The organism is Nocardia sp. NBC_01327 (assembly GCF_035958815.1).
Taxonomy (GTDB): domain Bacteria; phylum Actinomycetota; class Actinomycetes; order Mycobacteriales; family Mycobacteriaceae; genus Nocardia.
This window is the reverse complement of the sequence record NZ_CP108383.1, coordinates 1272146-1296820: the sequence shown is the minus strand read 5'-3', so window position 1 is coordinate 1296820 and position 24675 is coordinate 1272146. Positions and strand designations below refer to the sequence as shown.

General features: G+C 67.4%; 22 protein-coding genes and 1 pseudogene. 12 read left to right on the top strand and 11 right to left on the bottom strand.

Features of this window, described 5'->3' with window-relative positions:
- Positions 1–64: 64 nt before the first annotated feature.
- The 4 genes and pseudogenes from OG326_RS05800 to OG326_RS05785 form a co-directional block, all read right to left on the bottom strand.
- Positions 65–667 (bottom strand): GTP-binding protein, encoded by a 603-nt coding sequence (locus OG326_RS05800; protein WP_174562575.1) that lies wholly within the window; start codon positions 665–667, stop codon positions 65–67.
- The gene (locus OG326_RS05795) at positions 648–1022 is read right to left on the bottom strand and encodes a DUF742 domain-containing protein (RefSeq protein ID WP_297623103.1); all 375 of its coding nucleotides are present in this window, start codon (positions 1020–1022) and stop codon (positions 648–650) included. Before OG326_RS05795 ends, OG326_RS05800 begins: the two co-directional genes overlap by 20 nt.
- A gap of 7 nt (positions 1023–1029) precedes the next feature.
- The gene (locus OG326_RS05790; RefSeq protein WP_029930951.1) at positions 1030–1443 is read right to left on the bottom strand and encodes a roadblock/LC7 domain-containing protein; all 414 of its coding nucleotides are present in this window, start codon (positions 1441–1443) and stop codon (positions 1030–1032) included.
- A pseudogene (locus OG326_RS05785) lies at positions 1440–4859 on the bottom strand (ATP-binding protein); the annotation flags it as partial. The gene OG326_RS05790 and the pseudogene OG326_RS05785, both read right to left, overlap by 4 nt.
- A gap of 1360 nt (positions 4860–6219) precedes the next feature.
- On the opposite strand from OG326_RS05785, the gene OG326_RS05780 reads away from it, so the two are divergent.
- From OG326_RS05780 to OG326_RS05755, 6 genes are all read left to right on the top strand, one after another.
- Positions 6220–8355 carry an AMP-binding protein gene (locus OG326_RS05780; RefSeq protein ID WP_327143564.1) on the top strand — a complete coding sequence of 712 codons (2136 nt, stop codon included), beginning with the start codon at positions 6220–6222 and terminating at the stop codon, positions 8353–8355.
- 160 nt (positions 8356–8515) lie between these two features.
- Positions 8516–8896: a hemophore-related protein gene (locus OG326_RS05775; RefSeq protein WP_327143563.1), complete on the top strand. Its 381-nt coding sequence runs from the start codon at positions 8516–8518 to the stop codon at positions 8894–8896.
- A gap of 16 nt (positions 8897–8912) precedes the next feature.
- Positions 8913–9629 carry a response regulator transcription factor gene (locus tag OG326_RS05770; RefSeq protein WP_297623122.1) on the top strand — a complete coding sequence of 239 codons (717 nt, stop codon included), beginning with the start codon at positions 8913–8915 and terminating at the stop codon, positions 9627–9629.
- Positions 9626–11020: a sensor histidine kinase gene (locus OG326_RS05765; RefSeq protein WP_327143562.1), complete on the top strand. Its 1395-nt coding sequence runs from the start codon at positions 9626–9628 to the stop codon at positions 11018–11020. Before OG326_RS05770 ends, OG326_RS05765 begins: the two co-directional genes overlap by 4 nt.
- A 29-nt stretch (positions 11021–11049) precedes the next feature.
- Positions 11050–12207 (top strand): hypothetical protein, encoded by a 1158-nt coding sequence (locus OG326_RS05760; protein WP_327143561.1) that lies wholly within the window; start codon positions 11050–11052, stop codon positions 12205–12207.
- 149 nt (positions 12208–12356) lie between these two features.
- Positions 12357–12641 carry a hypothetical protein gene (locus OG326_RS05755; RefSeq protein WP_297623395.1) on the top strand — a complete coding sequence of 95 codons (285 nt, stop codon included), beginning with the start codon at positions 12357–12359 and terminating at the stop codon, positions 12639–12641.
- A 386-nt stretch (positions 12642–13027) separates the two neighbouring features.
- Here the strand turns inward: OG326_RS05755 and OG326_RS05750 are convergent, their stop codons facing one another.
- Positions 13028–13390, bottom strand: coding sequence for an FKBP-type peptidyl-prolyl cis-trans isomerase (locus tag OG326_RS05750; RefSeq protein WP_297623128.1), 363 nt, complete (start codon positions 13388–13390; stop codon positions 13028–13030).
- Between the two features lie 91 nt (positions 13391–13481).
- Here OG326_RS05750 and OG326_RS05745 point away from each other — a divergent pair, with 91 nt between their 5' ends.
- Both OG326_RS05745 and OG326_RS05740 read left to right on the top strand, forming a co-directional pair.
- On the top strand, positions 13482–14285 hold the full coding sequence (locus OG326_RS05745; RefSeq protein ID WP_327143560.1) for a TrmH family RNA methyltransferase: 804 nt from the start codon (positions 13482–13484) through the stop codon (positions 14283–14285).
- The gene (locus tag OG326_RS05740) at positions 14282–14575 is read left to right on the top strand and encodes a DUF2537 domain-containing protein (RefSeq protein ID WP_327143559.1); all 294 of its coding nucleotides are present in this window, start codon (positions 14282–14284) and stop codon (positions 14573–14575) included. The genes OG326_RS05745 and OG326_RS05740 overlap by 4 nt, the downstream gene beginning before the upstream one ends.
- 54 nt (positions 14576–14629) lie before the next feature.
- Here OG326_RS05740 and OG326_RS05735 read toward each other — a convergent pair whose 3' ends face one another.
- From OG326_RS05735 to serC, 3 genes are all read right to left on the bottom strand, one after another.
- The gene (locus OG326_RS05735) at positions 14630–15367 is read right to left on the bottom strand and encodes a DUF6928 family protein (RefSeq protein ID WP_327143558.1); all 738 of its coding nucleotides are present in this window, start codon (positions 15365–15367) and stop codon (positions 14630–14632) included.
- Positions 15368–15811: 444 nt separating this feature from the next.
- Positions 15812–16984: a septation protein SepH gene (sepH, locus tag OG326_RS05730; protein ID WP_327143557.1), complete on the bottom strand. Its 1173-nt coding sequence runs from the start codon at positions 16982–16984 to the stop codon at positions 15812–15814.
- 147 nt (positions 16985–17131) lie between these two features.
- Positions 17132–18256: a phosphoserine transaminase gene (serC, locus tag OG326_RS05725; protein ID WP_327143556.1), complete on the bottom strand. Its 1125-nt coding sequence runs from the start codon at positions 18254–18256 to the stop codon at positions 17132–17134.
- A 65-nt stretch (positions 18257–18321) separates the two neighbouring features.
- On the opposite strand from serC, the gene OG326_RS05720 reads away from it, so the two are divergent.
- A complete protein-coding gene (locus OG326_RS05720; protein ID WP_327143555.1) occupies positions 18322–19110 on the top strand; it encodes a hypothetical protein in 789 nt (262 codons plus the stop codon).
- 36 nt (positions 19111–19146) lie between these two features.
- On the opposite strand, the gene OG326_RS05715 is transcribed toward OG326_RS05720, so the two are convergent.
- Entirely contained in the window at positions 19147–20019 is an 873-nt protein-coding gene (locus tag OG326_RS05715) for a polysaccharide deacetylase family protein (protein ID WP_327143554.1), read from the bottom strand.
- 44 nt (positions 20020–20063) lie between these two features.
- Entirely contained in the window at positions 20064–20237 is a 174-nt protein-coding gene (locus tag OG326_RS05710) for a DUF1272 domain-containing protein (RefSeq protein WP_327146392.1), read from the bottom strand.
- Between the two features lie 179 nt (positions 20238–20416).
- On the opposite strand from OG326_RS05710, the gene OG326_RS05705 reads away from it, so the two are divergent.
- Positions 20417–21154 carry an RDD family protein gene (locus OG326_RS05705; protein WP_327143553.1) on the top strand — a complete coding sequence of 246 codons (738 nt, stop codon included), beginning with the start codon at positions 20417–20419 and terminating at the stop codon, positions 21152–21154.
- A gap of 107 nt (positions 21155–21261) precedes the next feature.
- Here the strand turns inward: OG326_RS05705 and OG326_RS05700 are convergent, their stop codons facing one another.
- Positions 21262–22401 (bottom strand): citrate synthase 2, encoded by a 1140-nt coding sequence (locus tag OG326_RS05700; RefSeq protein WP_327143552.1) that lies wholly within the window; start codon positions 22399–22401, stop codon positions 21262–21264.
- A gap of 101 nt (positions 22402–22502) precedes the next feature.
- Here OG326_RS05700 and pdxH point away from each other — a divergent pair, with 101 nt between their 5' ends.
- Together pdxH and OG326_RS05690 are read left to right on the top strand one after the other, a co-directional pair.
- The gene (gene pdxH / locus OG326_RS05695; RefSeq protein ID WP_442790921.1) at positions 22503–23228 is read left to right on the top strand and encodes a pyridoxamine 5'-phosphate oxidase; all 726 of its coding nucleotides are present in this window, start codon (positions 22503–22505) and stop codon (positions 23226–23228) included.
- Positions 23229–23365: 137 nt separating this feature from the next.
- Positions 23366–24649 carry an MFS transporter gene (locus OG326_RS05690; protein ID WP_327143551.1) on the top strand — a complete coding sequence of 428 codons (1284 nt, stop codon included), beginning with the start codon at positions 23366–23368 and terminating at the stop codon, positions 24647–24649.
- The last annotated feature ends 26 nt before the right edge of the window (positions 24650–24675 follow it).

Genomic DNA, 24675 nt, shown 5'->3' with positions numbered 1-24675 from the left:
CGAGACCGTGTCTGCCGCGCCGCAGACGGCGCGACAGTTTGCGGCCCCGGAAAGGGGCCGCAAACTAGTAGCCCTGCACAACCTTGCGCAATGCGTACTCGGTGACAGCGACGAGCGCCTGCTTCACCGGTTCCCGTCGACGGGCATCCATCGACAGGATCGGCACATCCGCGGGCACGGCGAGTGCCTGACGGATGTCCTCCACCGGATACCTTGGCGCATCATCGAATTCATTGATCGCCACCAGGAAGGGTAGGTTCCGCGCCTCGAAATAATCGACGGCGGCGAAACTGTCTTCCAGGCGGCGAGTATCGACCAGCACCACCGCGCCGATGGCGCCGCGGATCAGGTCGTCCCACATGAACCAGAAGCGGTACTGGCCGGGCGTGCCGAACAGATACAGCACCAGATCGTCGGCAAGACTGATCCTGCCGAAGTCCATGGCCACCGTGGTGGTGGCCTTCGACGGGACACCCGTGAGGCTGTCCACGCCGACACTGGCATTGGTCACCAAAGCCTCGGTGCGCAGCGGAACAATCTCCGAGACGGCACCTACCAGGGTCGTCTTACCCACACCGAAACCACCGGCGACCACGATCTTGGCCGACGTGGGCTTGCTTGTGCGCGTATCGACCTGTGTCGTCGAATCAAATACGCCGGAGTCCACTGAGAACCCTTTCGATCAGCTCGCGACGTTCATCGTCGCTGGAATCGTCTTTCAATGTCGCCGAAACCCGCACATGGCCGGCATCGATGAGGTCGGCGACCAGCACCCGGGCCACCCCTATCGGGATACCCAGGCGCGCGGCGACCTCGGCGACAGACGGCGATTCTCTACACAACTCCACGATTGACGTCTCGATGTTGGTGAGTTCGAACTGCCGCTCGAGGGCGACCGGATGCGATGCGACGAGCGCCTCCAACGCCAATTCCACCTTCGGCCGCGTACGGCCGGCGGTCAGGGAATACGGGCGGACGAGGCTCGGCTCGGCGCTACCGACGCGTTCGTTGTCTATGTCCATCCCGCCATCAGGAACCCATCGTGACGCGAGGTGTGGCCTGGACTGTCTGGCCCACTCGCTCGACCAACAACGCCATTTCGTATCCCACCTGTCCGATGTCGCACGAGGTATTCGTGAGCACCGCGAGGTAGGAGCCATCGCCGACGGCCATCAGGAGCAGGTATCCGTGCTCCATCTCGACGACCGACTGCAGCACGGTGCCGCCCTCGAACAGATTGGACACACCCACCGACAGGCTCGCGAGGCCCGCGGTCACGGCGGACAGCTGCTCGGCGCGATCCACGGGCAGCTGCGCGCTCGCGGCCATCAGCAGGCCGTCCGCCGAAACTAGAACCGCATGCGCAACGCCGGGAACCTCATTGGCGAAATTCGAAACCAGCCAATCCAGCTGACGCTTCGTACCACCTAGATCGGGGTTCATCGGTCTCCTTTATCTCCGGTTAGGTTCATTTCTTTCATTGCGCGGCCATCCCGGACACCCTGCTGATGCCGACTCAGACTCGACCTGATGGATTCTGGGTCGCGATGGGCCTGCTTGTCAGCGTTTCCGTTCACACCGCCCGGCACGAGACGATTACCCGGGTCACGTTGCGGCAGACCCGAAGGGGTACGCCGCTGCGGCTCGGCTTCGATGGCGCGCTGCGCGGCCTGCCAACCCTCATCACCCGGTGATTCGAAGGAGTTTGCCACCTGGGAGCGGTCCGCACTGGGATCCGTCAACCACGCCGACATCATTTCGGCGAAAATCGGCGTACCCATGGACGCTTCGGCCTCACCCGCAGGCTGCAAACGGGTCTGGAAGAACGAGGCCGCCTTCTGCGGATTCGAGCGGAAGCTGTGCCGCCCGCGATCCTTCGGGTCGAGGGAATCGTTCTGCGGGAGACCGATTCCGGGCAGCGGGGCCGGGCGCTGCGGGAGGCCCGCACCCGGATCACGCTGCGGGAGACCGGTCGCACCACGCTGCGGCAGACCACCGTCGCGCTGCGGCAAGCCGCTCTCGCGCTGCGGCAGAGCACCGCTGGCCGGATCACGCTGCGGGAGACCACCGGTCGGGGCACGCTGCGGGAGACCACCGAACGGGGCATCCTGCTGCGGCGCGCCATTGCCACCCGGCGCGCGGCGCGGCAGGCCGCCGCCGGCGGCCGGATCACGCTGCGGGAGACCACCGGAGGCATCACCACGCTGTGGGAGACCACCGGAGGCGTCGCCGCGCTGCGGGAGACCGGTCGATCCGGAGTCACGCTGCGGCAAGCCATTGGCGGCAGGATCACGCGGCGACAGGCGATTGCCACTGGCGTCACGGCCGGGCAGGTTCGTCTGGCCCACATCGCGCTGGGGCAGACCGCCGGAGGCCGGATCACGCTGCGGCAGACCGGCATCGCGCGGCGGCAGGCCGTGGCGGCCGGTATCCCGCTGCGGCAGACCGGTCGCACCGGTGGCATCGCGCTGCGGCAGACCACCTGTGGCGTCACGCTGCGGGAGACCACCGGACGCATCACGCTGCGGGAGACCACCCGTGGCCTCACGCTGCGGCAAGCCACCGGACGCATCACCACGCTGCGGCAAGCCGCCCGAGGCATCACGCTGCGGCAGACCACCGGACGCCGGATCACGCTGCGGCAGACCGTTGGACGGATCACGCTGCGGAAGACCACCAGGTGCATCGCCACGCTGCGGCAGGGCGCCCAGTGCGTCGCGCTGTGGGAGACCGCCTGCGGCCGGATCGCGCTGCGGCAGACTGCCGGACGCATCACGCTGGGGCAGACCACCCGAAGCATCACGCTGCGGGAGACCACCGGAGGCATCACCACGCTGCGGGAGACCGTTGGACGGATCACGCTGCGGCAGACCACCCGAGGCATCGCCGCGCTGCGGCAGTCCGCCTGCGGCCGGGTCACGCTGCGGGAGGCCACCGGCTGCCGGATCACGCTGCGGGCGATTGATCGGGGCGGAATCACGCTGGGGCAGACCGGTTTCCCGCTGCGGCGCCGCACCACCCAGTGGCTGACCATTCTGCGGGGCGCCGTTCTTGCCCGGATCGCGAGTCGGCAGACCACCCTGCGTGGAACGCTGCGGCGGCAGGCCGACGCTCGGCTCCCGGCCCGGTGCGCCATTCACGCCCGGCTGACGCTGCGGCAGACCACCGGAAGCATCACCACGCTGCGGCAGACCGCTGGACGGGTCACGCGGCGGCAGACCACCCGAAGCATCACGCTGCGGGAGACCACCGGACGCATCACGCTGGGGCAGGCCACCCGAAGCATCACCACGCTGCGGCAGGCCGCCGGACGGATCACGCTGCGGCAGGCCGCCGGACAGATCGCGGGGGGCCAGGCCACCGGACGGATCGCGCTGCGGCGGCACGGGGCCGCGCTGCTGGAGGCCGGACTCGCCCGGACCACCGGGAGCACCCAGTCCACCCGGACGCGGCGGCTGCCCACCGGGGGCACCCGGACCGCCGGGAGCACCCGGACCACCTTGGCGGCGAAGCATATTGGCGGCGAGACCGCCGCCCGGGCGGGCCGGGCCATCGCCCGGCTGACGCTGCGGGAGGTTGGCGCCCGGCTGTGCGGCCGGCGCGGCCGGACCATTGGCGCCGGGAGCACGCTGGGGTAGGCCACCCGGTCTATCCACCGCCGGGGCAGCCACGGTGTGCTTGACGGTCGGGCCGTTGACGCCCGGCTGACGTTGCGGCAGGCCGCCGCCACTGCCGGGCAGACCACCCGGAATCGCGACACCGGGCTGCCGGGTCGGAAGACCCGTGGACGCACCGGCCGCCGCCGGAGCGGGCGCACCGGCCGGAATCGGCCCGCTCACACCGGGATCCACCGTGACCATGACATTGCCGGTCGCGGTACGGGTGACCGCACGCATCTGCATGGAGGACGGCGCACCGGCCTGATTGCCGGCGCCCTGCGGCGCGGCCGGAGCCGGCTGCTGCTGATTGGACTGCGGCGGAACCGCAATGGGCCCGCTGGTGCCGACGATCAGGGGCTTGGGCACGTGCACGGTCACGGTCACGCCGGGATCGCGTGCGGTATCGAAGGTCGGGCGCAGTCGCACGACCAGGCCGTGGCGCTCGGCCAGCCGGCCGACCACGAACAGGCCCATGTGGCGCGCGGTGTCCGGGCCGACCTCGGCGGTGGTTTCCAGACGACGGTTGATCTCGGCCATCTCGGCCGGCGGCATACCGATGCCGCGGTCCGCGACCTCGATGAGCAGACCCTGATCGTGTGCCTGCGCGAAGGTGAACTTCACGTCCGTCTCCGGCGGCGAGGCACGCAGTGCGTTGTCGAGCAGCTCGGCGAACAGGTGCGCCATATCGGAGGCGGCCGGTTCGGTCAGGGCGCCGCGCGGGGTGGCGCCCAGCTTCACGCGTTCGTAGTCCTCGACCTCGGAGATGGCGGCGCGCAGCACGTCCGCGATCTCGACCGGGGCCGACTTGCCGCGGCGCTGCTTGGTGGTACCGGCCAGAATCAGCAGGTTGTCACCGTTGCGGCGCATACGCGCGGCGAGATGGTCCAGGCGGAAGAGGTTTTCGAGCAGGCGCGGGTCCTTCTCGTCGTACTCCATCGCCTCGATGAGCGAGAGCTGGTGATCGACAAGCGACTTGGAGCGCCGGGCCAGGGTCTCGAACATGTCGTTGACCTGGGTACGCATGGTGGCCTGGTCGGCGGCCAGGCGCAGCGCCTGCCCGTGGATATCGTCGATGGCGCGGGCCAGCTGGCCGATTTCCTCATCGGTGTGCACCGGCATCGGTTCCAGCGGCACATCTTCCGGATCGGCGCCGTCACGCAGCTGCGTGGCCTCTTGGCCGAGGTCGTATTCGGCGACACGGAGCGCGGCCAGGCGCAGACGGCGCAGCGGCACGATCATCGCGCGCGCAATCAATACGGCCAGCGCGAGCGCGCCGAGGATGGTGGCGATGACGATCACCGAGTAGCGGATGGCATCGGTGCGCGCGGTGCTCGCCAGCGAATCCACCCGGGACACAATGTCCTTGGTGGAGTTGTTCACGATCGTTTGATAGATGTTCAGGCTCTGCTCGAGCGAGTCCTTGATATCGGCGACCGGCAGCTGACCCGAGGTGGCCTGCGCACCGGTGGTGAGCTGCAGGCGGGTGTCCACGAGCCGGTTCAGATCCGAGATGGAGGCGTCACCGTCGGCGAAGCGGTGCCCGAGCACGCCGAGCATCTGGCGTTCGGTGTTCGCGCTGATGGTGAAGTCGCGCAGGCCGTCCTTGGAATTACCGCGTAGCGCCTCGGCGATGCCCGCGATCTCCCCGACCATGATGGCGCGGGTGTTCAGCGAATCGACCAGGCGCAGCTTGGATTGATCGACATTCTTATCGGCGACGGAGGCCACGATCGTCTCGACCGTCTTGACGCTGTCCCCGCGGATCTTCTCGGTCGCGGCGGTGGCGTCGGCGACCGTCTTGGTCGGCACCAGGCCCTCGGCCCGGACGGCCTTGGCGCTCACGATCATCTCGTCGAGTGCGGAGCGCGCGCTGGGGATATCGCTCACCCGCGGCGCCGCCTTCTCGGCGAACTGGATGGCGGTGTCCAAGGCGGCGAGCTCAGGGTCCGAGGTCATGGATTGAGTCGGCGAAATCATGATGGCCTGGCCCGAGGAAACCTGGCCGGCGGCAGCACTGAGACCGGTGATCGCCGGGATGACCCCGACATGATCGACAGCCGTGGCAAGACGGCTCGAGTCGGCGAATTCGGCCGAGATCCTGGACGCACCCAGCACGACGGCGACCAAAAGCGGGACGGCGAGCACCGCCGTCACCTTCCATCGCAGGTCCCAGTTGCTCAGCGCCCAGCGCTTATTGCTGCCGGACCTAGCGGCGTCACGCATCTCCCACTCACTTTCCAAACTGGCCCCTGCCACGCGCTATCAGCGAGCCTCCGCGATCGCACGCTGGGCTCGACAAGCAGAGCTGACCGAGAACTGCGGCTGGCCGAGAAATTGCGTCCATGACGGCCGAAATATGTGACATGCGATTCTAACGGATCAATAACTTCTTGTGTGACCTTCTGGCAACCACCGGCCGCTGACCTGCCGTTTGCAGGCAAAATCAAAGGTCGCGGCGTCCGCCCGGACGTCGCGTGAAGTCTGCCACAATCAGGCTGATCTATCGAGGCGGGCATCCATGCCCTTCACATGCGTGCTGCGGAGCTAGGGAGTCACGGGGTTGAACGTGAAGCAGGAGTACCGACCGGCGTATCAATTGAGCCTGGTCGATCCCTCGGAGTTCTGGCGCACCGCGGCCGAGTCCATCAGCTGGGATGTGCCGCCCACCCACATTGTCGACTCGACTGCGCGCCCCACGGCCCGCTGGTTTCCGGACGCTCGCCTCAACACCTCCTACAATGCGCTCGATCGACATGTGCGCGAGATCACACCATCCGAGGAGGGTTCCCCGGGTCAGGAGGGGGGTCGCGCCGATCAGCCCGCCCTAATATACGACTCCGCTATGACCGGCGCCAGGCTGGTTTACACATATCGGGAGCTACTGGACGAAGTCGCCCGATTTGCCGGATCCATGCTGCGCCTCGGCGTCAAAACCGGCGATCGAGTCGTCATATATATGCCGATGATTCCGGAGTCGGTCATCGCGATGCTCGCCTGCGCCCGGATCGGCGCGGTGCACTCGGTGGTTTTCGGCGGTTTCGCGGCCCACGAATTGGCCGCCCGCATCGATGATGCCGAGCCTGTGCTGATCATCACAGCCTCCGGCGGCCTCGAGCCGGGACGTCGCATCGAATACCCGCCGATCGTGCTGCAGGCCCTCGACCTCGCGCAGACCACCGCGGCCCGCAATGTCATCGTCAAGCACCGCGACGGCTTCGACACCATGCGTTTTCCGGCCGATCAGGCCGCCACCGAGAGCCTGCCCGCCTCCTCCGAGACCGTGGCCGCCCGCTGGCTGGACTGGGACGACGCCACCCGCGACGCCGAACCCGCCGACCCCGTCTCGCTGGCCGCGACCGATCCGCTGTACATCCTCTACACCTCCGGGACCACCGGGAAGCCGAAGGGCGTGGTGCGCGACAACGGCGGCCACGCGGTCGCGCTGGCCTGGTCCATGCGCAATATCTACGACATCGACGGCGGCCAGGTCATGCTGACGACCTCCGATATCGGCTGGGTCGTCGGGCACTCCTACATCGTCTACGCGCCGCTGCTCGTCGGCGCGACCACGGTGCTCTACGAGGGCAAGCCGATCGGCACGCCGGATGCGGGCGCCTTCTGGCGCATGGTCGACGAGTACAAGGTCGAGGTGATGTTCACCGCGCCGACCGCGCTGCGCGCCATCCGCCGCGCCGATCCGGAGGCCGCGACCGCCCGCCGCCACGATCTCTCCTCGCTGCGCGCCTTGTTCTGCGCGGGCGAGCGCCTGGACCCGACCACCTACGAGTGGTCCGTCGAGACTCTGCTCGCGGACCGGCCCGACTGCCCGGTCGTGGATCACTGGTGGCAGACCGAGACCGGCTGGCCCATCTGCGCCAATCCGCTCGGGCTGCAACAACTTCCGATCAAGGCCGGTTCCGCCTCGGTGCCGGTGCCCGGGTACCGGCTGCGCGTGCTGGACTCCGAGGGCAATGCGGTGCCGCCCAATACCGAGGGCAATATCGTCATCGGGCTGCCGCTGCCTCCCGGCACGCTGACCACGCTGTGGCGGGACGACGCGCGCTTCGAGCGCTCCTATCTCTCCGCCTATCCCGGCCACTATCTGAGTGGCGACTCCGGCTACTTCGACGAGGACGGGTACCTCTTCGTCCTCGGCCGCAGCGATGACGTGATCAATATGGCCGGGCACCGGCTCTCGGCCGGTGGCATCGAGGCCGCCATCGCCGGGCATCCGCTGGTCGCCGAGACCGCGGTGGTCGGGGTGCCGGACGAGCTGAAGGGGCAGCGGCCCATCGGATACGTGGTCCTCAAGGCCGGTGTCGATATCGAGCCCGAACGCCTGCGCGCCGAGATCATCGACCGGGTGCGCCAGCGGGTGGGCGCGATCGCCACCCTCTACGACGTGGTCGCGGTGACCGCCCTGCCCAAGACCCGCTCCGGAAAGATCCTGCGCCGCACCATGCGTCAGATCGCGGCGGGTGATGCGTACGAGGTGCCGCCGACCATCGAGGACGCGGGCATGCTGACCACCCTGGAGAAGCAGATCCGGGATGCGGTGACGCTCATGGAGGACAAGGAGCGCATTGCGGCGGCCGATGCCGCGACCGCCGCCACCATGCCGTTCCGCCGCATCGATCCCAATGCCACCGAGGGCCCCGCCGCCGCGCCGACCGGAGATCCCGCGCCGACCGCCTGACCTGTGTCCGGCGCCACATACCCTCACGGTTTTCTCAGACAGGGCTCAAGCGCCCCCCATGCCGATGGCCTAGCGTCGGGCGGGCACGGATCGAGGGATCCGCGCACATTCCTGGCGCGGATCACCGTGGTTCCGCGTGCTAGCCGAGAAAGGTCGATGCATGAGTTTCGTCCGTAATCGCCGGATCGCCGCAGTCTTCGGAGCCGGTGCGCTCGCTACCCTCGCCATCTCGCTCGTCCCGGCCACCGCCTCCGCCAGCCCGGCGGATCTGGCCGGGCCGCTGCTGAATTCGACCTGCACCTTCACGCAGGTGGATGCCGCGCTGCACGACAAGGCCCCGTCGCTGGCCACCTACCTCGATCAGAACCCCTCGGCCAAGGCCGAACTGCAGGCCAAGTTCGACCAGCCGATCGCCCAGCGTCAGGCCGAATTCGACGCCTACATGAGCGAGCACCCGGACGCCGCCAACACCGACGACCCGCGCGCCTCCGGCATCGGCGCCTCGATCCAGCAGGTCGCCGACTCCTGCCACAACTACTGACGTAGAGCCTGACAGTATGGAGCCCGTGGGCGAACGCGGCGAGGTACCGACTGTCCTGGTCGTCGATGACGATGAGGACGTGCTCGTCTCGGTCGAACGCGGGCTCCGGCTCTCGGGTTTCCGGGTGGTCATCGCCCGGGACGGTGCGGCCGCGCTGCGCGCCGTGACCGAGGCGGCGCCCGATGCGATCGTGCTCGATATGAATATGCCCATCCTCGACGGCGCGGGCGTGGTAACCGCATTGCGCGCCATGGGGAATGAGGTGCCGATCTGCGTGCTGTCCGCGCGCAGCTCCGTCGACGATCGTATTTCCGGACTCGAATCCGGCGCCGACGACTATCTGGTGAAACCCTTCGTCCTGGCCGAACTGGTGGCGCGGATCAAGGCGCTGCTGCGCCGCCGCAGCGATGTGCCCGCCTCCACCATTCCCGGCGCGATCACCGTGGGCCCGCTCGAAGTGGATGTCGCGGGCTACCGTGCTCTGCTGCACGGTGACGAAATCGAGCTCACCAAAAGGGAATTCGAACTTCTCTCCACGCTGGCCCGCAGCGCCGGCGTGGTGCTCAGCCGGGAACGACTGCTGGAATTGGTGTGGGGCTACGACTTCGCGGCCGACACCAATGTGGTGGACGTTTTTGTCGGCTATCTGCGCCGCAAGCTGGAGATCGACGGCACGCCGCGGCTGCTGCACACCATTCGCGGCGTCGGATTCGTGTTGCGCGCACCGAAATGAACGCCCTTCGCCTGCCCCGCTTCCGCCGCCGCACTCGCCGTCGCTCGTATTCGCTGCGGGCCCGGGTCGCCGCGGCGGCCGCGCTCGGCGCGACAATCATTGTGGCAGTGCTGAGTTGGTTCACCATGTACGCCATCGAGCGCAATAATCTGGCGCAGGCCGATCAGCAGCTGGCCGTCACCTCGCGGGTGGTACTGATCGAACCGGTGCTCGCGGTGACCGTGCTCGGGGTGCTCGGGCCCACCAATGATCTGGCGCTGACCGTGCGCAATGCCGATGGATCCCTGGCGAGTACCGGGGTTCAGCTGCCCCCGCTGCCGGTGGGCAATCAAACCGTCACGGTGGACGGCAATACCTATCGGGTGATGACCACGACCCAGAATCAGCCCGCGGGTCGCATTGTCTCCCTCGGCCTTCCGACCACCGAGAACGAACGCGCCACCGCCGCGCAGCGCCGCTGGGTGCTGTGGGCCGCGCTGCTGGCGGTCGCCGCGGCGGCCGGACTCGGCTGGCTGTTCGGCGGGCGTGCGGTGCGGCCCATCGAGAATCTGACCCAGCGGCTGGACGGGCACGGCAAACCCGGTGTGCCGCAACCGGTCGACGGCTCCGGGGTGCGGGAGGCCGAACAGCTCGCCGACGCGGTCAACACCATGCTGCTGCGCATCGACCGGGCGCAGGCCGAGACCGCGGCGGCGCTGGAGACCGCCCGAGATTTCGCCGCCGTGTCCGCGCACGAACTGCGCACGCCGCTGACCGCCATGCGCACCGACCTCGAGGTGCTGCGCACGCTCGATCTGGACGAGACGCAGCGCGCGGAAATCCTGGCCGATCTGCATCGCGGGCAGAATCGGGTGGAGTCCACCCTGGCCGCGCTGGAACGCCTGGCCGCCGGTGATCTCACCAATGTGCGCGACCATGTGGCCACCGATGTGGCTGAACTCATCGATGCCGCCGTGCACGATGCGAGCCGGCACTTCCCGACGCTGAAGGTGCGCGTCGATACCGATGCCGAGCTGGTCACGCGCGGCCTGCCGACCGGGATGCGGCTGGCCATCGACAATGCGCTCACCAATTCCGCGCGGCACGGCGGGGCGACCGAGGCGCTGGTGTCCGCGCATCGAGATGCCCACGGGCACATAGTCATATCGGTCGACGACAATGGTCACGGTATTCCGGTGGACGAGCGGACCGCGGTCTTCGAGCGGTTCTTCCGCGGCAGCCGGGCCACCAAGGGCGGGTCCGGGCTGGGGCTGGCGCTGGTGGCGCAGCAGGCGCAATTGCACGGCGGCCGGGCGTATTTCGACGACGGGCTGCTCGGCGGCGTACGACTGGTCCTGGAGATACCGGACAATCCAGTCTTTACCGAACTCTCAGACAAACGTCAGAGCTAGCGCCATTTCGGACCTCTACGGTTCTCATGGTGTTCGCTAAACGCAGTCGCTGGGCCCTGCTCGTTCTGATTCTCGCCGCCGCGGTCACGGCGGGTGTGATCGGCTATACCCGGCTGTCCGCCGCGCCGACGGGGGTGGCACTCATCAATAAGGACACCGGTCCGATGGGGGCGAAGATCGCGCGGGCGCTGCAGGACACCGGAACCAGTCACTGGGATGTGGTGGATTCCGCCTCCACCAAGGATTACGCGGCCGTCATCACGCTGCCCGCGGACCTGTCCACCTCGGTCGCCACGCTGGCCACCGATAAACCACAGCGCACACAGGTTTCCGTGGATACGGCCCAGCATGCCGACGCGAATACCGTGAACAACGCGGTGACCGAGGTGACCCGCAAGATCAGCGCATCGGGACTCGACACCGTCTTCGCGTCCATGAACTCCGCGCGCGGGCAGGTATCGCAGATGCAGTTCACCACCATGCTGCTGAACGCGGGCGTGAAGGCCGCCGCCGACGGGGCGCAGCAGTTCGGGTCCGGGGCGGATCAGATGCTCGCCTTCCTGGATCAGGCGAAAGTCGGGGCCGGGCAGATCACCTCGGCCATCAACAGCCTGAACACCACGGTCGCGGCGGCCACCACGCAGGCGAATCAGTTTGCCACCGCGCTCGATTCGACCGGGGTCACGGTGGGGCAGGTCTCGCAGGCCGCGAGCCAGCTCAGCGGGGGCATCAATTCGATCGTGCCGCTCTTGCAGGCACTGCCGTTCGCGAACGATCCGCAGCTGGCGAGCATCATCACGCAATTGCAGGGGCTGCAGACCGTCGCGAACCAGGCGGGGACGCAGCTCGACGGGGTGGGCACGCTGGTCGGGACCGCGGTCACGCCGAATACCCGGATCGGGCAGCTGCTGCGGGATGGCGCGACGCGCCTGGGTGAGGCGAGTGCGCAATTGAATCAGGGCGGGCAGCTGGCCGCGAGCATTCCGCAGCTGGCCGATGAGGGTAAGACGCAGCTGCTCGCCGCGCTGTCGGCGCTCACCTCCGGGGTGAGCCAATTGCAGGCTGTGACGACCACTTTGGGCGCGCAGGCAGACAAGGCGCTGACCGCATTGCCGCAGCGTGGGGTGCCGCAGCAGTCGGTGATCGCGACCGCGCTCGCGGACCCGGTGGATATCGTTCGCAAATAAACGTTCGCAAACAATCAGCAACAATCAGCGGTTCTTCCGGATAGAATCATGCCCGAATTGCTCTAATCGACCCGTTTGCACTACCGCTCTACCCGCGCCAAGGCTCGAACCCCCGCGCACCAGGTACCGGAGAGGAAACGATCTTGAGCATGCTGTTGTCCGCGCACGACATGTACGGCACAGTCCTCGCCCAGATGGGCAATCCCACATCCGAGACGCCACCCATGGCCGACAAGATGATGAAGATGTTCCGCTACTTCACCTGGTTCACCCAGATGTCCGGAATCGCGGCCATCACCTACGGTGGCGGCAAATTCGCCTGGGAGAAGTGGGGCGGCGGATCCGGATCCCCGAAGATGGTCGCCAACGCCATGATCGGCGGAGCCACCGCCACCAGCGCCGGAACCATCATGAATACGGTCGTAGGCTCCTAGAGCCGGCAGGGGTAGCTCGGGGGCCCAGCCCCCGAGACCCCGGAAGGTCCTGGGCGGTAGCGATTCGGGGGCAAGCCCCCGAAACCCCACTCGAGCGCAGACCCGGCCCCGCCCCGAAGCTCAGCTCCACCGGAGCAGGCGCGCCGCAGCTCCACCCGGCAGCCGCATCGCAGCTCCACCCGGCAGCCGCACCGCAGCTCCACCCGGCAGCCGCATCGCAGCTCCACCCGGCAGCCGCACCGCAGCTCCACCCGGCAGCCGCATCGCCTCGGCTCCGCCCGGCAGGCGCATCGCAGCTCCATCAGAGCAGCGGTCCCGAACTCCATACAGCTGCGCCCGCCTCGCATTGCGAGGCGGGCGCGGGCGGTTTCTGGGGCCGCTGGTGCTTAGTTCAGCACATCCTGCAGGTCGATGACGAAGACCAGGGTCTTGCCCGACAGGTGGTGACCGGCGCCGGCGGGGCCGTAGGCCAGCTCCGGCGGGATGGTGAGCTGCCGGCGGCCGCCGACCTTCATGCCCGGAATGCCTTCCTGCCAGCCCTGAATCAGGCCGCGCAGCGGGAAGGTGATGGATTCGCCGCGGTTCCAGGAGGAATCGAACTCTTCGCCGCTGTCGAACTCGACGCCCACGTAGTGCACATCGACGGTGTCGCCGGGCTTGGCTTCCGTGCCCTCGCCCACGACGAGGTCCTTGATCACCAGCGTGGCGGGCGCGGGCCCGTCCTGGAATTCGATTTCGGGCTTGCTCATGGGTGGTCCTCTTCGATAGGGGATCGGGATCGTGATCACTCTAGGCCGTGCCGGGAACGGACCCCGAACGACGTCACGCGAGAATGTCTCGGTGGCCGAAGTGATCGATATCGACGACCCTGCCGATCCGCGGGTGGCCGATTTCCGCGACCTCAGCAATGCGGACCGGAGACCGGATCTGCCCGGCGGCAAAGGGCTGGTGATCGCCGAGGGCACCGTGGTGGTGGAACGCATGCTGGCCTCGCGTTTCGCGCCCTTCGCGGTGCTCGGGGTGGCGCGGCGGTACGAACTGCTGGCCGAGCAGCTGGCGGGGGTACCGGTGCCCTACTACCGCGCGACCGCCGAGGTGATGGCGGAGATCGTCGGCTTCCATCTCAATCGCGGGGTGCTGGCGGCGGCGCGGCGGCCGCCCGAACTCACCGCCGAGCAGGTGCTGGCCGGGGCGCGCACGGTGGCCGTGCTGGAGGGCGTGAACGATCACGAGAACATCGGGTCGATCTTCCGCAATGCGGCGGGGCTGGGCGCGGACGCGGTGCTCTTCGGCGATCGCTGCTCGGATCCGCTGTACCGGCGCTCGGTGCGGGTGTCCATGGGGCATGTGCTGAGAATCCCGTTCGCACAACTGCCGCCGCTGCCGGGGAGTCTGGATATGTTGCGCGACAAGGGTTTACAGATAATCGCGCTGACACCGGACCCGAAGGCGGATACGCTCGCCACCGCCATGACCGGCGAGCGGGTGGCGCTGCTGCTGGGCGCGGAGGGCCCCGGCCTGACGGAGGAAACCATGCGGGCCAGCGACACTCGCGCCCGCATCCCCATGACACCGGGCACCGATTCGCTTAATGTGGCGACCGCGGCCGCCATGGCCTTCTACGAAAGAGTGCGTGCCCAGTGAGTTATCCGCCGGACGGACCCTACGGCTACGGGTACTCCGAACCGACCCCGTGGGCGACCGGAATCGCCGTCATCGTCTGCGTCGGGCTGCTGACCGCCACCGGCGTCTACGCCTTCGGTTCCGCACTGGCACAGGTGCATCCGCTGCTGTCCGCTGCCGTGAATCTCATTGCGGTGGGCGGCGCGACGCCGACCGCATGGCGCTGGCGGTTCCAGCCGGTGACCCGCTGGGTGATCGGCGGACTCGGCGCGGGCGTGCTGGTGGCCTGGATCGCACTGCTCCTCTCGTAACCGGGAGGAACCCGGAAATCTCAGGCGACCCTGAATCTCAGGCGACCTTGAATCTCAGGACACCCGGTCGCGGCCGCGCAACCAGCCCAGCAGTCCGCGCTTGCCATTGCGCTCGGCCAGAGCCGGCGCCGGCGCCGCATCCAGCGCGGGCGCCTGACCCTTCGGGAACAGCGAGAATCCGCACACCGCGATCTGATCCGGTGTCAGCGCATCCTCGGAAAACTTGCCGCGATACCGGAATCCGAGCCATTCCTGATTGGCGGCGTCCGCGAAGTCCGGCGGATCGAACGGCAGCATCTGCGGATCGGCCATCTCGCCCGGCTCCAATTCGATGGGGTACTCCCCCGCCCAGTGCGGTCGCTCCCACACCCGCGGCAGGCCCTGATCCTCGAGGATATTGACGCGGGTGGAACTGAAGGACCGCCGGAATTCGCCGCGCTCCCACTGCGCGAACGCGCCCCAGCCCAGCGAGAGGTCGTAGGCGATCAGATAGGTGTGCTCCGAGGCGAGCGGGCGGACCAGCAACTCCGGCAGTGTCGTGGGTTTCGGCAGTGCGGCCTGCGTGGAGCAGACGACCGTCACACCGGGATAGCAACCGATGTAGATGGATTCGGGATCGGGTCCGGCCCAGACCTTCAGGGTGCCGGAGGCGGCAGGCACCACATCGCGCTCCGGATTCAGCTGCCGGGCCAGCGCCCAGGCGGCCTCGGGATCCGGGCCCGGGTGATCGCGGAGCACCGCGACCGGATCGGGGGCATCGATGTACCAGAGAGACGAGACTGTGGACGGCACTTCCGGCACCTCCCGAATTCCTCGCGACCCAAGGACAGCAACTCCTGAGCAACATTCGGTGGCCGTGACGCGGCGTCGGCGTGGACAGCCCCGGCAATCACCGCCACCACTACAAAATCTACTCTCACTAGAGCCGGAAAAGTCGCTGTTGCGCAACCTCTCCCCCGGCGCGGCGAACTCATAGCCTCGCGAAAGGATCTCGACAACATCGTCGATCAATGAAACCCGCAACCAGCGCGCAACAATTTCAGAGTTGCAGCAAACTTTCAGATATCCATAGAGCAGCAACGCCCCGCACGTTTGCAAAAAGGAACCGGACGACTGATCTCGTAAGGTCCGGGTAACTCCCCGGGCACCCTCGAAATAGGTGCAGCTCCTGACCGCACCACGCGTACCCAACAGCCAACGGCTCCCAGGCCGTGCGCTAAAGATTCGGAGAGGCGGTTAATGCCCGGAGCTGCGTACGCCTAGGAGTACGTCTTCCCAGGACGGCATCGGGGCCTTGCCGCCACGCTTGGCCCGATTCGGCTTCGGCGCAGCCGGTTTGGCGGCGGCCGGAGCGGCAGGTGCGGCCGCAGCCGGGGCGGACGGTTCCGCGGCGGGAACCTCTGCTGCCGGAACGGGAACCGGGGCAGCCGGAACCGGAGCCGCGGGAACGGGTGCGGCCGGAACCGGAGTCGGGGCAGCGGGCGCTGTCTGCGCCGGAGCCGACGGCGCGACGGGAGCCGGGGCAGCGGGCGCGGGCGCCGACTGTGCCGGAGCCGCAGGCGGATTCGGCGTAGCCGGAGCCGAGGGTGCGACCGGCGCCGGAGCCGGAGCGGCGACCGTGGCAGCGGGCACCGTGCCGTCACCGACGGCGGCGCGCTGCTCGAAGTAGCCGTCCATGCTCGCCGGGCTGGCGACCCGGGCGGGCGAGGTCTCGTATTCGGCCCGCTCTTCCCGCGGGGCGGGCGCCGGAGTACGCAGCGCGGGCGCCTCGACGGCAACCGGCTCGTTCTGGGCGGGCAGGATGGTGGCGAGCCCGCGCAGGGCCCGGCCGAAGTCGGGATCGATCAGATCGGAGGCCGGATCATCCAGCGGCACTACCGAACCGCCGTGCGCGTCGGGCTGGTAGCGCCAGTGCGCGGCAATGACGGAACGACCCGCCTGCCACTGCAATTGGGCGACCCAGTAGCCCTTCTCGTCCTTCCAGGCATCCCACTCGGCGACGTCGATATTGTGGCCGCGCTCGGCGAAGGCCGCGGAGATGATCTCGATGAGGGTTTCGACGGCGGGGCCGTCATTGCGCACCGGGTGCGCCTTCTGTGCGAGCTCGGCGGCCCGGGCACGTTCCAGCAGTACGGGATACGCGAAGCGCTCGACCCGGCTGGCCGGCATGCCGGACTCTTCGGTCACCTGTTCCACCGAGGCGCCGGCACGAACACGGGCCTGGATATCGCGAGGGCGCATCGTGGCTTCCGTTTCGATCTCGATTTGGCCGAACCTGGCAAGATCTCCGCGGGCAGCGGCACGCAGTTTGTCATCGGCGGCGAGCCGGTACTTCTGACCACTTTCGGTATCGATGCACACGATGTGTGTGGAATCGGGCGTCAATCCGATTACTCGAAGTTCACGCACCGTTACCTCCAATCACAGCTGCCAGGCTCGAGACACCGCCCACGATAATGGAACAGTAGTGCACTTCTGGGGTTCGTGGGGCAAGACACGCGGCGCGGAAATCTGTCACCAGAGCTCCGCGCCGCATACTGTGTCTAAGTTTCGGTATCAGCCGATCTTTTCCACGACCCAATCGATGCAGCGGGTCAGCTGCGACACATCCTCCGGATCGATGGCCGGGAACATGCCTACGCGCAGCTGGTTACGACCCAGCTTACGGTACGGCTCGGTATCGACGATTCCGTTGGCGCGCAGCACCTTCGCAACCTGTGCGGCATCCACCGAGTCCGCGAAGTCGATGGTGCCGACCACCTGCGAGCGGTGCGCCGGGTCCGCCACGAACGGGGTCGCATATTCGCTGGTCTCGGCCCACGAGTACAGGCGCGAGGAGGAATCGGCGGTGCGCTTGACGGCCCAATCCAGGCCGCCGTTTCCATTCATCCATTCGATCTGATTCGCAAACAGCAACAGCGTGGCGAGCGCCGGAGTGTTGTAAGTCTGATCTTTGGTGCTGTTGTCGACCGCGATAGGCAGCGACAGGAATTCGGGGGTCCAGCGACCCGAGTTCTTGATCTCCTCGACACGCGCCAGCGCGGCCGGGCTCATCAGCGCGATCCACAGGCCGCCGTCGGAGGCGAAGCACTTCTGCGGTGCGAAGTAGTACACATCCGAATCGGCGATGTTCACCGGCAGACCGCCCGCGCCCGAGGTGGCGTCGATGGCGATGAGCGCATTCTCCGAGCCCGCGGGACGCGAGACCGGGATGGCGACACCGGTGGAGGTCTCGTTGTGCGCCCAGCCGATGAGGTCGACCGACGGATCGGAGGTCGGCTCGGGCGCGCTGCCCGGCTCGGACTTCACCACGATCGGGTCGCCGATGAACGGGTTGCCCTTGGCCACGGAGGCGAACTTGGAGGAGAACTCGCCATTGCTCAGGTGCAGCGACTTCTCCCGGATCAGGCCGAAGGCGGCCGCATCCCAGAACGCGGTGGTGCCGCCGTTGCCCAGCACGACCTCGTAACCGTCGGGCAGGGTGAACAATTCGCGTAGACCGGTGCGCACCCGCGCCACCACGTCCTTGACCGGCTTCTGCCGGTGCGAGGTGCCGAAGACGGAGGCGCCGGTATCCACCAGGGACTGCAGCTGTTCGGGACGCACCTTGGAGGGTCCGCAGCCGAACCGTCCGTCGGCGGGCTTGAGATCGTCGGGGATGGCCGGGAACGCAGAGGTCATGGCGACCAGGGTAGTTGCTGTGTATTACCGCCGAAACGAGTGGGTGAGCATTACCGTTCACCATCATGAGCATGGCCGCGCACGAGCGACCGAGTCCCACCGCCGATCGATCCGACGGCCCGCCGAATTCGGCAGGTACACAACGCGACAGCCCAGCTGAGGGACCCCGCCCGGGATTGTTCCGGCGATGGTCGGGGCGGCGGCTGTCCTCCCAATTCGGTTCGCACGGCTTACGACTGCATCTCGCGGCGCCGGGCCGCGGCCCGGGCCTGGACGATGCCGCTCGCCGCGAACTGCTCATCCACGGCACCGAGGGCACGGCCACGATTCTGAGTGTGCGCGGCGCACGCAGTTCCGAGGAGGACGACGGCCCCGATTCCGGCCACGAATACTGGGTCCGCATCCAGCTGGAAGGCAAGCACGCCTACGAGACCCGGGTCCGCCAGCGTGTCAGCCCCCCTGATCAGGAGTGGATGCAACCCGGCGACATCATCGCCTGCCGGGTGGATCCGGGTGATCACGACCGCGTGGTCCTCTACGTCCCCGCGGTCAACGAGACGGCCCGCACCAATATCGCCAAGATCCTCAGCGACGGCCGCCGCGCCCAGGCCACCGTGCTGGCCACCACCCCGGTGGCCGCCGACTACACCGGGCGGGATGATCCGGTGCTGCGATTGGACCTCGAATTGCATGCCTGGGACGAGCCCGCCCCGTGGCGAGTCCGGATCGTGCACCCGGTTCCGCTGTCCGCACTGGAACTGGTGGACCTCGGGCGGCGTCTGGAGGTCGCCTTCTTCACGGTCGACCGGGGCGAATCGGTCGCCGTTGACTGGAAGGCCTCCCGCGAGCGCTGATCCGCGACCGGGGCAGTACGGGCTAGGGCAATACGGCTAGGGCAGTCTGACGAAGGCGAATCCGCTGGAACGCAAGGCCGGAATCGAGTTGTACATACCGGGCCCGGTACCGGATTTCGGGCGGTGCATATGCGCGAGGGAAATGCCGCCGGACTGGGCTTTCATCATATTGGCCTGCACCTGGGCGGCCGTGGCGGTCGCGCCGAGGTCGGCATTGATGGAGAAGCCGACCGGCGTTTCGCCCAGATCCTGGACGATCGAGACCGCGAGTTCGTCGTAGTGCGCGGTGCCGGTGCGGAAGAAGCGGGGAGCGCGGCCGGTGAGCGCCACCAGTCGTTCGTGATTGCCCCACACCTCGTCGACCGCCTCCTGCGGAGACTGTGTCCCGTTGATCCCGTAGACGGCCCGGCCGTTCACCGAGAGGGGCCGGTGCGCGGTGCCGTGATTGCCGAGTTCGAACAGCGGGTTGGCCGCCAGCTGCGCGGCGCGGGCCTGATTGGCCTCGATCCAGCGGCTGTTCACGAAGAGGGTGGCCGGAATCTGCTGTGCGATCAGCAAACTCAGCAAATTCTCGTCGATATCGTTGTTGCCCGGACCACCGCACGCATCGAAGGTAACGGCGAACTGTTTACCCGTGGCATTGAAATTGGTGATGATTCCGGGGATATCCGTACCCCACTGCTGCGGCTTCTTCCCCGCGTATTTGGCGGCCACCGCATCGGGGGCCATACCGGTCTGGTTCAACGGCAATTTCGTCGCCGCCAGCCCTGCTGTCCGGGTTGGCGAGGTTTCGGCAAGACGATCGTCCGCATTACCGGTGGCAGAGCCGCAACCAGCAGTAACGAAGCCTGCGGCGAGCGCCGCGCCGGCGGTGAGTAGACGTCTCCGGGACAGTCCTGCATCGAGCACAGTCGCAGGCTATGTCAATCGAAACTCTATTGCCAGGACTTGAATCAGCGCGATTTGGACATTCTTGGCCTGGTTACCAATTCGCCACCACAATTCGGACAGATGTAATTCATTGTTCGACCACACGACTCACAGAATGTGCACTCGTACGCGCAGATCAGTGCCGGACCATCTGCCGGCAGCTCCGCAACCTCGCAGCGTTCACAGCGAATTCTCATCTCCAGCGCCACATCACACCTCTGTCTCACCTGCGACCGACCCTCCCGGCGTGCCGCTGCCACCGGGTTGCCCCAGACTGTAGCGGCCCAGTCACCTTGCCTCCGACAGACAATCGGCGGCAATCGGGGGGCACGGCGCCATCGCGGCGCTGACTGTTTCGACTCGCACAAGGAAGTACATGACCTACCCGAACAATCCGTACCCGCCGCAGCAGCCCGGGGAGGGCTTCCCGCCGCAGCCGGCGTACGGATATCCCCAGCAGGACGCCCCGCCACCGGGCTACAACGCCACACCCCCCGGATACGGCGCTCCGCCACCGGGATACGGCTATCCGCAGCAGCAGCCCGCGCAGCCCGGATACACCTACCCGCAGCAGGGATACGCGCCCGGCGGCTACTCCCCCTACGGCAACTCTTACGGCCAGCCCCCATTGCCGTTCGCCCATTGGGGCGCACGCGTGGGCGCGTACCTTCTCGACGCGCTGATCTTCTTCCTGCCCGGCTTCATCCTGGAGATCATCGGGATGACCGTCGGTACCGATTCTCTCGACTGCTCCACCTATAGCTCGAACACCAGCTCGAGTTATGAATACAGTTCGGGCTGCACCGGCGGCAGTCTGAACACCGTGGGTTTGATCTGCATTTTCCTGGCGCTGGCGCTGTTCATCGCCGCCGGAATATTCCTGGTCTACCTGGAGGGCTCGAGCGGCCAGACGCCGGGCAAGAAGGCGCTCAAGATCCGTGTGGTGCGCGAATCCAATGGACAGCCACTGGGTTTCGGCCTGGCGCTGGGACGCAAACTCCTCCACGTCGTCGACAGCATGGCCTGCTATCTGGGCTGGCTCTGGCCGCTGTGGGACGAGAAGCGGCAGACGCTCGCCGACAAGATCGTCCACACCGTCGTGGTCAAGGTGTAACAGCCTCGGGCTCGAAACAGCGCGGCTCGCAACGGAATTCCGTTGCGAGCCGCGAACTGTATTGGAGCGCTTCCCTTATAGAGACACAGCCCTCATCGGGATACCGCTTACTTGCGGACGACCGTTTCCCAGCCGGTCACTGCCTCGGGCAGGCGCGGGGCCGGGCCGGTGTAGATGGCGGCTGGGCGGACCAGCTTGCCGAGCTTCTTCTGCTCGAGGATGTGCGCACACCAGCCGGCGGTGCGGCCGCAGGTGAACATGGCGGGCATCATGTGCGCCGGAACCTCGGCGAAGTCGAGGATGACGGCGGCCCAGAACTCGACATTGGTCTCGATGGCGCGGTCGGGGCGGCGCTCGCGCAGTTCGGCGAGGGCGGCCTGCTCGAGTGCGGCGGCGACCTCGTAGCGCGGGGCGTCCAGGCGCTGGGCCGTGGCACGCAGCACGCGGGCGCGGGGATCCTCGGCCCGGTACACCCGGTGGCCGAAGCCCATGAGCTTTTCCTTGCGGTCCAGAATGCCCTTGACCAGGGCACGCGCATCACCGGACTGCTCGACCGCTTCGATCATGGGAAGCACGCGGGCGGGGGCGCCGCCGTGCAGCGGGCCGGACATGGCACCGATGGCGCCGGACAGCGAGGCGGCCACATCGGCGCCGGTGGAGGCGATGACGCGGGCGGTGAAGGTGGAGGCGTTCATGCCGTGCTCGGCGGCGGACACCCAGTAGGCGTCGATGGCCTCGGTGTGCTTGGGGTCCGGGTCACCCTTCCAGCGGGTCATGAACCGCTCGGTAATGGTGGTGCACTCGTCGATCTTCTTCTGCGGCACGGCGGGCTGGTAGATGCCGCGCGCCGACTGGGCGACATAGGACAGCGCCATGACCGAGGCGCGGGCCAGATTGTCGCGGGCGGTGTCGTCGTCGATGTCCAGCAGCGGCTGGTAGCCCCAGATCGGGGCGAGCATGGCCAGGCCGGCCTGCACGTCGACCCGCACGTCGCCGGTGTGGATCGGCAGCGGGAACGGCTCGGCGGGCGGCAGCCCGTGTCCGAATTCGCCGTCCACCAGGAGGGACCAGACGTCGCCGAAGGTGACCCGGTTCGCGACCAGGTCCTCGATATCGACGCCGCGATACCGGAGCGCACCACCGTCCTTGTCCGGTTCGGCGATATCGGTGGTGAATGCCACCACGCCTTCGAGACCGCTGACGAAGTCAGCTGGGATGACAGGGCTGGTCGCAGCGCTGGCAGTCATGTTGTGACTCTCCTTGCAAAGTCGGGCCGCCCGATCTTTGGGCAGCCACGCCGTTCATTTAGACCTTAACGCGCGCATTACTCCGGAGTAACGTCTGGCCCATGCCCGACCAGGAGAATTACGCCACTCCCGACCTCGATATCGCCGCCATGCGCGTGGAGTACGGAGTGGACGCCGGAGACAATCATCCGGGCCTGGATACCGACCTCGACGAGAGCTGGCTGGCGGACGGCTGGGAACCGTTGCTGCGCAACTGGATCGAGCACGCGACCAGTGCCGGGATCACCGATTCGAATGCGATGGTGCTGGCCACCGTGGAAATCACCGACTCGGGTCCGCAACCGTCCTCGCGGACCGTGCTGTGCAAGGGCCTCTCGCCCGAAGGTGTGACTTTTTACACGAATTACGAATCGTTCAAGGGCCGCCAGCTCACCGCGACGCCCTATGCGTCGGCGACTTTCGTCTGGCCGGCGCTGGGCAGGCAGGTGACGGTGCGCGGTCCGGTGCGCCGGGTCGCGGCCGAGGTCACCGAGGTCTACTGGCGCTCGCGGCCGCGGGGTTCGCAGCTGGGCGCGTGGGCGTCACAGCAGTCGCGCACCATCGGTTCGCGGGCCGGGCTGGACGAGCAGTGGGAGGCCACCACCGAGCGGTTCGCCGAGCTGGATGTCGTTCCGGTGCCGCCGTTCTGGGGCGGATTCCAGATTCAGCCGGAGACGGTGGAGTTCTGGCAGGGGCGGCGCAGCCGGATGCACAATCGGCTCAAGATGACCTTGGAGCCGGGCACCACCGAGGTTTCGGCGATGAAGGTCGAACGTCTACAGCCCTGAACAATTCCGCGCGGCAGTGCGGATCCGCGCATGTCAGGGCAACGTTAAAACTCGTGGGATAAAACACTCTCAAATGGTGGGATGTTTCTCCCAAATTGCCTAGCCAAGCTGTGTTTAGGCTGGCTAATGTCACCGCGGTGAAGCTGCTCGCCGATATAACCCCCTTACGCAATCCCGACTACCGGAGGCTCTGGACCACCGGCATCGTCACGGTGATCGGCGCGCAGCTCTCGGTGGTCGCGGTACCCAAGCAGCTGTACGACATGACGCACAGCTCCTCCTATGTCGGGCTGGCCGGACTGTTCGGCCTGATTCCGCTCATCGTGTTCGGGCTCTGGGGCGGTGCGCTCGCCGATGTCATGGATCGCCGGAAGATGCTGCTGATCACCAGCACCGGCACCGGCCTGACCTCGGTCGCCTTCTGGGGGCAGGCGGCCGCGGGCCTGAACAATCCGTGGGTGGTGCTGGTGCTGTTCTCGGTGCAGCAGGCCTTCTTCGCGATGAATCAGCCTGCCCGCGCGGCCATCTACCCGCGCCTGCTGCCGCAGGAGCAATTGCCCGCGGCCAATTCGCTGAGCATGACGGTCATGCAGTTCGGCGCGATCGCCGGACCGGTGACGGCGGGCATGCTGATTCCGTTCAGCGGTCTGGCCACGCTGTATCTGATCGACTCGGTCTTCCTGCTCGCCACACTGTGGGCGATCTGGAAGCTGCCCCCGATCCCGCCCACCGGCACGGCCCGCCGGGCCGGATTGCGCGAGGTGCTGGACGGTTTCGTCTACCTCGCCACGCAGCGAATCCTGTTGGCGTCCTTCGCCGTCGATGTGGTGGCCATGGTCTTCGGCATGCCGCGCGCGCTGTTCCCGCAGATCTCGCTGGATACGTTCCCCGGCAGCAATTCCGGCGGCACCGCACTGGGCCTGCTCTTCGCCGCCATGTCGGTCGGCGCGGTGCTCGGCGGCGTCTTCTCGGGCTGGCTGACCCGAATTCGCAGGCAGGGCTTGGCCGTTGTGGTCTGCATCGTGCTGTGGGGCCTCGGCATGGTCGGCTTCGGCCTGGCCGTCGGCGCGGCCGGGCATGCGCTGAGCACCACGGTCGCGCTGTGGATCGCCTTCGCCTGCTTGGCCTTCGGCGGTGCGGTCGATATGTTCTCCGCGGCATTGCGCACCACCATGCTGCAGTCGGTGGCCACCGACGAGATGCGCGGCCGCCTGCAGGGCGTCTTCATCGTGGTGGTGGCGGGCGGACCTCGAATCGGTGATGTTGCGCACGGTTTCGCGGCGGCCGCGGTGGGTACTGCTGCAGCAGCGGCGGGCGGCGGTGTCCTGGTGGTACTGGGCATGGTCGTCGCGGCGCTGGTCTTCCCCGCTTTTGTGCGTTATCGGGTGGTACGTGCGCATTCGCAGTTGCAGACCACCTGAGCGCGTTTCATGCCAATAGCACATGA

Bases quoted from the DNA above. Each gene is read 5' to 3' on its own strand.
- OG326_RS05795 (WP_297623103.1), bottom strand. From the start codon at position 1,022: ATGGACATAGACAACGAACGCGTCGGTAGCGCCGAGCCGAGCCTCGTC.
- OG326_RS05790 (WP_029930951.1), bottom strand. From the start codon at position 1,443: ATGAACCCCGATCTAGGTGGTACGAAGCGTCAGCTGGATTGGCTGGTT.
- OG326_RS05775 (WP_327143563.1), top strand. From the start codon at position 8,516: ATGAGTTTCGTCCGTAATCGCCGGATCGCCGCAGTCTTCGGAGCCGGT.
- OG326_RS05770 (WP_297623122.1), top strand. From the start codon at position 8,913: ATGGAGCCCGTGGGCGAACGCGGCGAGGTACCGACTGTCCTGGTCGTC.
- OG326_RS05765 (WP_327143562.1), top strand. From the start codon at position 9,626: ATGAACGCCCTTCGCCTGCCCCGCTTCCGCCGCCGCACTCGCCGTCGC.
- OG326_RS05755 (WP_297623395.1), top strand. From the start codon at position 12,357: ATGCTGTTGTCCGCGCACGACATGTACGGCACAGTCCTCGCCCAGATG.
- OG326_RS05750 (WP_297623128.1), bottom strand. From the start codon at position 13,390: ATGAGCAAGCCCGAAATCGAATTCCAGGACGGGCCCGCGCCCGCCACG.
- serC (WP_327143556.1), bottom strand. From the start codon at position 18,256: ATGACCTCTGCGTTCCCGGCCATCCCCGACGATCTCAAGCCCGCCGAC.
- OG326_RS05720 (WP_327143555.1), top strand. From the start codon at position 18,322: ATGAGCATGGCCGCGCACGAGCGACCGAGTCCCACCGCCGATCGATCC.
- OG326_RS05710 (WP_327146392.1), bottom strand. From the start codon at position 20,237: ATGAGAATTCGCTGTGAACGCTGCGAGGTTGCGGAGCTGCCGGCAGAT.
- OG326_RS05705 (WP_327143553.1), top strand. From the start codon at position 20,417: ATGACCTACCCGAACAATCCGTACCCGCCGCAGCAGCCCGGGGAGGGC.
- OG326_RS05700 (WP_327143552.1), bottom strand. From the start codon at position 22,401: ATGACTGCCAGCGCTGCGACCAGCCCTGTCATCCCAGCTGACTTCGTC.
- pdxH (WP_442790921.1), top strand. From the start codon at position 22,503: ATGCCCGACCAGGAGAATTACGCCACTCCCGACCTCGATATCGCCGCC.